General features: G+C 53.6%; 3 protein-coding genes. All 3 read left to right on the plus strand.

Annotated elements, in window-relative coordinates; translation table 11 throughout:
* Positions 1-195, plus strand: a 195-nt coding sequence (locus D6694_06055; protein ID RMH44193.1) for a hypothetical protein, incomplete at its 5' end; no start/stop codon positions are given.
* Between the two features lie 21 nt (positions 196-216).
* Positions 217-2,964: a DEAD/DEAH box helicase gene (locus D6694_06060; protein ID RMH44194.1), complete on the plus strand. Its 2,748-nt coding sequence runs from the start codon at positions 217-219 to the stop codon at positions 2,962-2,964.
* 9 nt (positions 2,965-2,973) lie between these two features.
* A partial coding sequence (locus D6694_06065; GenBank protein RMH44195.1) for an SAM-dependent DNA methyltransferase occupies positions 2,974-3,440 on the plus strand: 467 nt, incomplete at its 3' end.

Consider the following 3,440-nt stretch of genomic DNA (forward strand, 5'->3'; position numbering starts at 1 on the left):
CCAAAATTTACGAATACCCAAATGGCAGTGGTAAAATTCGTACCAATGCACCTATCTAAAAACACCGCCGGGACATGGTCGCACACGTCCCGGCGGCAAGCCACGCGATTGCGGCGCGTGGGGAATTGGTATCTTATCCTATTTGCGCCGCAGTCGCAACTCGCGATGGCGGCGTTTTTTTGTTTGTTGTTTTGAACATCCTGGATAGAAACCCTCATGACGCAAGGCAGAGACGAAGCAACTACTCGCAGAGAACTAATTGATCGCCAGCTCCATCAAGCAGGCTGGTCAACACTGCGCCGAAAAGTGATAGAAGAATTGGCATTACCGCGTGCCGCGCTCCAAACTTCTGATGGCTCCGGGGATTATGGCGTGGAATTTGCGGATTATGCCCTTCTGGGCCGAGACGAAAAGCCCCTGGCAATTGTGGAAGCAAAACGCACCAGCCGCGATCCTCTTGTGGGGGAGCGCCAGGCTACGGATTACGCCGACCTGATACAAGCAAGTTACGGAGTTGAACCGTTCATCTTCCTCGCCAACGGAAATGAAATCTGGTTTCTCGACCGTTTCCGCTATCCGGTGCGCCGGGTGAGCGGCTTTTTTACCCGTGATGACCTTGAACGGTTGCAATTCCAGCGCGAGTATGCAATCGATCCGACAACCGTTGCTCCTAATCTCAAAATCATTGACCGCCCTTACCAATTGCAGGCGGTGAAAACGATATGCGAGCGGCTGGAAGACCGACACCGAAAAATTTTGTTGGTCATGGCAACGGGGACTGGGAAAACCCGCACGGCAATTGCGTTGGTGGATGTGCTTCTGCGCAGTCGGTGGGTACAGCGTGTTCTTTTCCTGGCCGACCGGCGCGAGTTAGTGCGTCAGGCTTTGGGGGCTTTCAAAGAACATTTACCCGCTCAGAGCCGCACTCGCGTTGAAGGCGGGGCCATTGACAGAGGCGCACGCATTCACGTCGCCACCTACCCCAGCATGATGCAGGTTTACCAGCAATTATCACCTGGCTTTTACGACCTGATCATCGCTGATGAAAGTCACCGCTCCATCTACAAAAGGTACAAGGCCATCCTGGAGCATTTCGACGCCTTGCAGTTGGGATTGACGGCCACCCCGACCGACTACATCGACCACAATACGTTTGACTTGTTCGGCTGTTCTGACGGCTTACCAACTTTCAATTATTCATTTGAAGAAGCCAAGGATGACAAATATCTGGTCAATTACAAAGTGCTGGAATCCAAAACCAAATTCCAGATTCAGGGGATCAAAGCCGGGCAGTTGCCCCCGGAACTGCAACGGCAAATCGAGGAACAGGGTCTTGATCTGAGCGAGATCGATTTTGAAGGCACTGACCTGGAAAGGCGCGTCACTAACACCGGCACCAATGACGCCATCGTGCGCGAATTCATGGAAAACAGCCGCAAGGATGCCAGTGGAACGCTGCCGGAGAAATCCATCATCTTTGCCATCAGCCACGCGCACGCTATGGAAATCTACAAAAGTTTCAACCGCCTCTACCCGGCCTTACAGGCCAAAGGCTTTGCGCGCGTGATTGATAGCCATATCGAGCGGGCGGACAAAATTCTGAACGATTTCAAGTACGAGGAGATGCCGCGCGTCGCCATCTCAGTAGATATGCTGGATACCGGCATCGATATTCCGCGCATCCAAAACCTGGTTTTTGCCAAGCCGGTGTATAGTCAGGTCAAATTCTGGCAGATGATCGGGCGCGGCACCCGGCTTTGGAAAGACCCTCACAGCGGCAGGGAAAAAAAGGATTTTCTGATTCTCGACTTTTGGGACAACTTTGCTTATTTCCAGATGAACCCTGAGGGTGAGGTTGCCAACCCTACCGAAGCTCTGCCGGTACGCCTGTTTCGCTTGCGGTTGGAAAAGTTGCTCTTGCTGCGTGGTCAGGGGGAGGAAGATCACGCCGCGGATACTGTCCGTCAGTTGCAATCCCTCCTGGCTGGTGTACCAGGCGAAAACGTCAATGTCCGCCCGCATGCTGAAGAAGTGCAGAAGTTAATCGCTCAAGCCGAAGCCTGGGATGAACTTGACGAAAAACGCCTGGATTACCTCAGCAAAACTATTGCTCCATTGCTACGCTTTTTGCCAGATGTCAATTTGCCAACGATGACATTCGAAGCGCGCCTTGAAGCACTCGCTGCGGCGCACCTGCGCGGCGATTTGGAAACGGTTGAGCAATTGCGCACCAAAATCCTGGATGACCTCGACCGCCTGCCCCCTGAATTGCCGGAAATTGCCGCCGAAGCGGAAACGCTTGCCTGGGCGCGAAGTGATGGCTTTTGGCGGTATCTGGACTATGAACGGATACTGTCTCTGCAAGAGTCTATTGCGCCGTTAATGCGTTACCGCCAGCGCCAGCCCCAGCGGATTATTCGACTCAATTTACCGGATGAAATTGCTGCCCGTTACTGGGTGACCTATGGCCCCGCCGGAGAGGGGGCTTTCGTGGAAACCTACCGTGAGCAGGTGGAAACCTTTGTGCGTGAACTGGCTTCACAGCACCCTGCCCTTCAGAAACTCTCGCGAGATGAGCCATTGACCGACGAAGAATTGCGCGATGTGGAAAATGCTCTCAACCGTCCGGACCTGTTCATCACCACTGATACCCTGCGCCAGGCTTACGAACAGCCGCAGGCGGAACTTGTGGACTTTCTGCGCCATATACTGAGGGTTGCCACTTTTCCCAGCCGGGAGGAGGTTATTCGTCAGGCGTTTCAGGAGTTTATCCAGGCACATCCCGAATTCCGCGCCCCGCAAATTCAATTTCTGCGCATGGTGCAGACCGCCATTATCAGCCGCAACCGCATCACCACAGAGACCTTACGCCTGCCGCCCTTCTCGCGCATTGGGCAGGCTGAAAAACTATTCAACACAGAACAACTCGATGATATTCTGGCGCTGACCAGAAAATTTGCCTAAAGGACCGCTATGCTATCACCTCAACTCCGCAAAAAAGTTTTCAACCTGTGGACGATGTTTTGGTCGAGCGGGATGACCAACCCCTTGACCTCCATCGAGCAAATCACCTATCTACTCTTTCTCAAACGACTGGAAGCCCTTGATCGGGAGCGCGTGAATAAGGGGAAACCGTCCCTTTATGGGGTACGCCCCAACTGTCAGTTGCGCCACCACCAAGACGACAAACCCGGGGAGGACGATGCCTGCAATGGGCATCCCACCTGTAAATGGTCCTACATCCGTCAAAATCCCGATCATGAGCATATCAGCCAGTACGTTTTCCCTTGGCTGCGGGTGTTGGATGAGACCATCGCCCAACTGGGAAATGGCGAGAATGGCAACAGCGTGGCGCAAAACGCCCACATGATGGAGGATGCCTACTTCCAGTTGCCGCGCGAGAAGCGCGGTACATTGCAAGATGCCATTGCCGCCATTGA

Source organism: Gammaproteobacteria bacterium, from assembly GCA_003696665.1.
Taxonomy (GTDB): domain Bacteria; phylum Pseudomonadota; class Gammaproteobacteria; order Enterobacterales.